At 67.7% G+C, this 6,454-nt stretch carries 3 protein-coding genes; 1 reads left to right on the top strand and 2 read right to left on the bottom strand.

Annotated elements, in window-relative coordinates:
- The first annotated feature begins 2 nt into the window (after window positions 1-2).
- Window positions 3-2,498 (top strand): glycogen/starch/alpha-glucan phosphorylase, encoded by a 2,496-nt coding sequence (locus VD972_RS02160; RefSeq protein ID WP_324979979.1) that lies wholly within the window; start codon window positions 3-5, stop codon window positions 2,496-2,498.
- Between the two features lie 23 nt (window positions 2,499-2,521).
- Here VD972_RS02160 and VD972_RS02155 read toward each other — a convergent pair whose 3' ends face one another.
- Window positions 2,522-4,465, bottom strand: coding sequence for a M3 family metallopeptidase (locus tag VD972_RS02155; protein ID WP_324979976.1), 1,944 nt, complete (start codon window positions 4,463-4,465; stop codon window positions 2,522-2,524).
- A gap of 180 nt (window positions 4,466-4,645) precedes the next feature.
- A partial coding sequence (locus tag VD972_RS02150; RefSeq protein ID WP_324979973.1) for a lamin tail domain-containing protein occupies window positions 4,646-6,454 on the bottom strand: 1,809 nt, incomplete at its 5' end.

Below are 6,454 nucleotides of genomic sequence, written 5' to 3'. Positions count from 1 at the left end.
CGATGGCCGAACCGAAGAAGGTTCAGACCCCCCCCACCCCCTTCGAGGAGGAGGTCTCCCGTACGGGCAAGGATCCGGCAAACGTCAGCCGGGGCTTCCTGGAGCATGTGCGCTACTCGCGCGGCAAGAACCCGGAGACGGCCACCGCCCATGACCGCTTCATGGCGCTCTCACTGGCAGTGAGGGATCGCCTGGCGCACCGCTGGGTGAAGACGGCGCGCACCTACTACGAGCGGGACGTCAAGCGCGCCTACTACCTGTCCGCGGAGTACCTGCTGGGCCGGGCACTGGGCAACAACCTGATCAACACCGGCATGTACGAGGCCGCCGAGCACGCCCTGCGCGAGGTGGGGGTGGATCTCACCACCCTCATCGAGATGGAGCCGGACGCGGGCCTGGGCAATGGCGGCCTGGGGCGGCTGGCCGCGTGCTTCCTGGACTCGCTGGCCACGCTCTCCTACCCCGGCATGGGGTACGGCATCCGCTACGAGTTCGGCATCTTCACGCAGGACATCGTCGACGGCTACCAGGTGGAGCGCGCCGACGAGTGGCTGAAGTTCGGCAACCCGTGGGAGATCGTCCGGCCGGAGAAGGCCGTGGCGGTGCGCTTCTTCGGGCGCGTGGAGCACCACACCAGCGCGGACGGACATCGCGTGGCGCGCTGGGTGGGGGGCAAGACAGTGGTAGGCGTGCCCTTCGACACGCCGATCGCCGGCTTCCAGAACAACACGGTGAACACCCTGCGGCTGTGGCAGGCCCGGGCCAGCGAGGAGTTCGACCTGCTGCTGTTCAACGCGGGCGACTACGAGCGCTCGGTGGTGGAGAAGAACGACTCGGAGGTCATCTCCAAGGTCCTCTACCCGAACGACGCGTTCCAGGCGGGCAAGGAGCTGCGGCTCAAGCAGCAGTACTTCTTCGTCGCCTGCTCCATCGCGGACATCGTCCGGCGCTACCTGAAGGGCCACAAGGACTTCCGGGACTTCCCCCACAAGGTGGCCATCCAGCTGAATGACACGCACCCGGCCATCGCGGTGGCGGAGCTGATGCGCGTGCTGGTGGACGAGAAGCGGCTGCTCTGGGACGAGGCCTTCCACATCACCCAGCAGACGTTCGGCTATACGAACCACACGCTGCTGGCCGAGGCGATGGAGAAGTGGCCGGCGACGCTGTTTGAGCGCCTGCTGCCGCGCCACCTGGAGATCATCTACGAGATCAACCACCGCTTCCTGCGGCAGGTGCAGATCCGCTACCCGTTCGACGTGGAGCGGCTGCAGCGGATGAGCCTGGTCGAAGAGGGCGCGGAGAAGAAGATCCGCATGGCGCACCTGGCCGTCGTGGGCAGCCACAGCGTGAATGGGGTGGCGGCGCTGCACACGGAGCTGCTGCGCCGGGACGTGCTGCCGGACTTCGCGGGGATGTTCCCGGAGCGGTTCAACAACAAGACGAACGGCGTCACCCCGCGCCGCTGGCTGACGTGGTGCAACCCGCGCCTGGCCAAGCTGATCACCTCGCGCATCGGCAAGGGCTGGGAGGCGGATCTGGACCAGCTGCGCAAGCTCGAGGAGCACGTGGAGGACACGGCGTTCCAGACGGCCTTCCGCGAGGTGAAGCAGCAGAACAAGCAGGATCTGGCGCAGCACGTGAAGGAGCTGCGCTCGGTGAGCCTGGATCCGAACGCCATCTTCGACGTGCAGATCAAGCGCCTGCACGAGTACAAGCGGCAGCTGCTCAACGCGCTGCACATCGTGGTGCTGTGGATGCGGGCGCGGAGGGATCCGTCCACCATCATCCACCCGCGGGCGTTCATCTTCGGGGCCAAGGCGGCGCCGGGCTACCAGGCGGCCAAGCAGATCATCCGCCTCATCAACGGCATTGGCGAGGTGATCAACAGCGACGCGGGCACCACGGGGCTGCAGGTGGTGTTCCTGCCCAACTACCGGGTGAGCCTGGCCGAGCGCATCATCCCGGCGGCGGACGTGTCCGAGCAGATCTCCACCGCGGGGTGGGAGGCGTCCGGCACGGGCAACATGAAGCTGACGCTCAATGGGGCGCTGACGCTGGGCACGCTGGATGGCGCGAACGTGGAGATCCGCGAGGCGGTGGGGGACGAGAACTTCTTCCTCTTCGGGCTCACGGCGGACGAGGTGATCGCGCGCAAGAAGGCGGGCTACCGGCCTCGTGACGTCTACAACGAGCACCTGGAGCTGCGCGAGGCGATGGAGCTCATCTCCTCGGGCTTCTTCTCGCCCGAGGATCGGACCCTCTTCAAGCCGCTGATGGACAACCTGCTGGAAGAGGACCGGTACCTGCTGCTCGCGGACTTCGACGCGTACATGAAGAAGCAGGAGGAGGTGGCCCGGGGCTACCTGGACCCTGCCACGTGGACGCGCAAGTGCATCCTCAACGTGGCGCGGGCCGGCATCTTCTCGTCGGACCGCACCATCAAGCAGTACGCGGAGGAGATCTGGCGTGTGAAGCAGATCCCCGTGGAGCTCTGAGCGACGGCGCGCCTTCCCCTTCCTCACCCCGCGTTGAGCCACTGCTCGTAGGCGCGGAAGTCATAGTCGCGGCCGAGAAAGTCCTTCACCAGGACCACCGCGTCCTTCGAGCCGCCGGGCTCCAGCACGGCACGGCGGTAGGCCTGCGCGGGCTCGGGGTTCAGCAGCCCCTTGTCCTGGAACACCGTGAAGAGATCCTTCGCGATGACCAGGGACCACATGTACGTGTAATAGATGGCCGAGTACCCATCCAGGTGCCCGAAGGAGAGGTGGAAGTACGTGCCCTCCACGTACGGGAAGGGCGTGTACTTCCCCTGCAGCTCCCGCACGACGGCGAGCGGATCCAGGCCCTTCGGTTCCCGCTGGTAGAGCGCCAAGCTGAGCGACGCGTAGAACATCTGCTGGCGCACCCACAGCCCCTTGCCGAAGTCGTCCGCCTTCTTCATCCGCTGGATGACGTCCGAGGGCAGCGGCTCGTTCGTCTGGTAGTGCTTCGCGAATGTCTGCAGCGAGCCCACGTCCCGCGCCCACTCCTCCAGCATCTGCGAGGGCGCCTCGACGAAGTCCCACTCCGTGCGCACCCCCGACAGACCCGCCCACGGCGTGTGCCCACCGAAGAGGTGGTGCAGCAGGTGGCCGAACTCGTGGAAGAAGGTCTCCACGTCGCCGTGCTGCATCAGCGCGGGCTCGGCGCCGGGCTTGGGGAAGTTGCACATGAGCACCGCCTCCGGCAGCCGACGCTCCTGCTTCCCCGTGGCCAGCGTGAACTGCGCCGCGTGCTTGTACTTGTCCGCGCGCGGGTGCATGTCCAGGTAGAAGCGCCCCATCTGCGTCTGGCCCTGGAACACGTCATAGGCCTCCACGTCCGGGTGCCACACGGGCGCGTCCGCCACGCGACGGTAGCTCACCCCGAAGATGCGCGCGGTGATGTCCAGCACGCCCTGCTTCACGCGCGTGTACTCGAAATAGGGGCGCACCGCCTGCGAGTCGAAGCTGTACTGCTCCGCCTTCACCCGATCCTCCAGGTACGCCTGGTCCCACGGATCGACCCGCGTGGCCCCCGGGCTGTCCTTGCGCTTGCGCTCCAGCAGCACCTGGTAGTCGCGGCGGCTGCGCTCGTCGGAGGCGGTGGCGATCTTCTCGATGAAGTCTCCCGCGTTCCGCTCGCTGCGGATCATCTTGTCCTCGGTGGCGTACGCCGCCCAGTTGGCGTAGCCGAGCAGCGTGGCCAGCTCGTGACGGCGCTCCAGGAGCCGCTGCAGCACCTCCACGTTCTTGGGGAAGGCGCGGCTGCGGTTGGCCCGCCAGAGCTTCTCCCGTGCCGCGGAGTCCTTCGCGTACGTCATGAAAGGAACGAGATCCGGGTAGTCCGTGGTGATGCGCACCTTGCCGTCCGGCCCAGGCGGGTGGGCGCGCACGTAGTCCGCGGGCAGGCCCTCCAGGGCGGAGGCCGGCAGCTCCACGGAGCGCACGTCCTCGCGGATGTTGCGGTCGAACTCCTGGCCGGTGCGGACCAGCTCTTCCTGGAGCGCCGTCACCCGGGCTCGGGTGGCCTCGTCCCGATCCACGCCTGCGCGCCGGAAGTCCCGCAGCAGCTTCTCCACCCACTTCCGGGTCGGCCCGTCCTCCCGGGAGACGTCCAGTGCGGAGATCACGTCATAGACGCCCCGGTCCAGGGAGATCTCCGTGGCGAGCTTCTCCGCCTCCTGTTCGGCGGTCTCGGCGGCCTGGCGCATGGGCTCGTCCGGGTGGCTGTGGCGCACGACGCTGGCACGAGCGCTGGCGTCGGAGAGGACGGCCGTGGCCTCATCAAAGATCTCGAGGACGTCGCGGGCCCCGCGCGGGGCGGGCAGGGACTTGAGGCGCTCAATGCCAGAGCGCGCGGTGGCCAGGGCCGCTTCACTGGCTCGGCGGAACTCGTCCGGCGGGCAGGTGACAAGGCGCGCGGCATCGGGAGTGGCAGGCACAATTCTGCTCCTGAAGAAAGGGTCGCCGCCGCAACCTAATGCGGGACACGCCCGGGAGCAGCAGCTTCGAGCACCAGTTGGCGGGCACTGAACGCCCCGCCCTCCCCCCCCCGGCGGAACGCTCTGACCGAACCTGTCTGGTTGTATGACAGGTTTGATGGGCACGCTGGCGGGGCTGCCTCAAGGAACCTCTGGCGGGCTGGCGCTGTTCTGGGCGCCTCGGGCCGTGCGGATCACGAAGTCATCCGCGTTCCAGTCCGAGTCGAGGCCATTGCCTCGGAGGGCATCGGCGCCCCCCTCCATGGCCTCAGCCGTGGACATGAAGGCCGCCTTGCGCTCCAGGCTCCCAGTCGCGGTGCCTGGCATGGGTGCGGCGAGCGGCTCCGTTCCCACGGTGACGGTCCCATAGCTGCCCGAGGACGGCTCCGAGGCGACGCCGTTCTGGTCGCAGTAGGTGTAGCCCGTGAACGAGCGGGCCTCCGGGTCATAGAAGCGGTAGCGGAAGCCGTAGGAGTACGTGCCCGGCGCGAGGATGTGCAGCCAGGCCCACTGCTCGTCCTTGCTCGGGTCGAACGCGGGCGAGAACACGTCATAGAAGGCATTGAACCGCGCGGCCGACCACTGCCAGCTCGCGGGGTCGGCCCCCGTGCCATAGCCCAGCTCTGCCTGCACGTGGGGATAGTCGTCGTTGCCCGAGGTGTTCCGCTCCGTCAGGGACGAGGCTGAGAACTGGGTGTAGATGGCCTTGCGCGAGCCGTAGGGGATGACCGCCGGGTACATCACGGGATCGTTCGGCTCGGGGAACGTCTTGGGGTACTGGATGTTGCAGAACGTTGGCGCCGAGGCCACGGTCATCCCGCATGCCTCGTTGGGCCGCCCCGGCGTGCCGTAATCCCCTCCCAGCAACCCCACCTCCACGCTCGAGTCACACCAGTACCAGGATGCCCTGTTGGCGTGGGTGCCCACGACCGGTGCCGCCAGGTTCATGGAGCGGCCGGGCGTCTGCGGGAAGCTGCTCGACCATGTGAAGTCCTCGATGACCGTGCCGGACGCCGCGCGCAGGAGGAGTTGACCGTCTCCCTGGAAGTCGAAGCTGTCGCCGAGGGTGTAGTCGACGGGGACTCCTCCGTTGATATCGAACGCCCCGCGCTGCGCGACGACGAACCAGCCCCCAGGAGGGATGAGCACGGCCCCCTCCGGAGAGGCCGCGTTCACCGTAAAGCGCGCGACGCCTCCCGAGGCCAGGTTGTCGATCTCGAGCCCGGCGATGTTCAGGGGCACCTGGGTGGCATTGTGCAGCTCGACGTACTTCGTGGTTCCCTCGGAGGGGCTGTGCATCACCTCGGTGATGGACAGCTCGCCGACCTCGGGTCCGGCCGCGGTACCACAGGCGCCCTCGAAACAGACGCCGTCCGCACCGGGGCAGGCCGTCCGCGCTTCGGTGTCCCGGCAGGAGGGCAGGTTCTCCTCGAGGACACAGGCAGACGTGAAGGTGACGTGCGTGACGCCATCCGCCGCGCAGGTGGGCTCCGGCACCTCGCATATGACCCCCGTGCAGGGACTGATGGGGGGTGCAGGAAGGATCTCCCGGCCCAGCGTGGCGGCCAACTCTGCGAGGACCGTGTCCGTCACTGTGATCTGCTGGGGATTTGCGGCGGTCTTGAGCACCACGTTGAAGGAGCGGCGCCCATCATCCGCCGCGGTGAAGGTGTAGTCCGCGGGCAGCTCGGCGAGCGGGTCCGTCGAGGTGACGTGGATCGTGCCCAGGTACCCCGTCGCGTCGTTTCCGAACGCATCCCGCGCCATCACCTCCACTGAGAACTCCTCCCCCGCCTCGAAGGGGCCTGGGGGCGAGGTGAGGACGAGCTGCGCCGTGGCCGCGGCCTGGACAGACACCGTTACCCTGGACGTCAGGGTCGGGGTGGTGGCGTCCTCCACCTGGACTTCCCAGCTCCCTGCCCTGCTCAAAGTGAGGGAGAAGGTCTTCGA

Origin of the sequence: Hyalangium sp., from assembly GCF_035629615.1 — a bacterium.
GTDB lineage: Bacteria > Myxococcota > Myxococcia > Myxococcales > Myxococcaceae > Hyalangium.
Note: the sequence above shows the minus strand (reverse complement) of the source record. Positions and strands in the feature narration are given on the sequence as shown.

What these genes read in the sequence shown, in the direction of transcription:
- VD972_RS02160 (WP_324979979.1), top strand. Translation starts at nt 3, where the DNA reads ATGGCCGAACCGAAGAAGGTTCAGACCCCCCCCACCCCCTTCGAGGAG.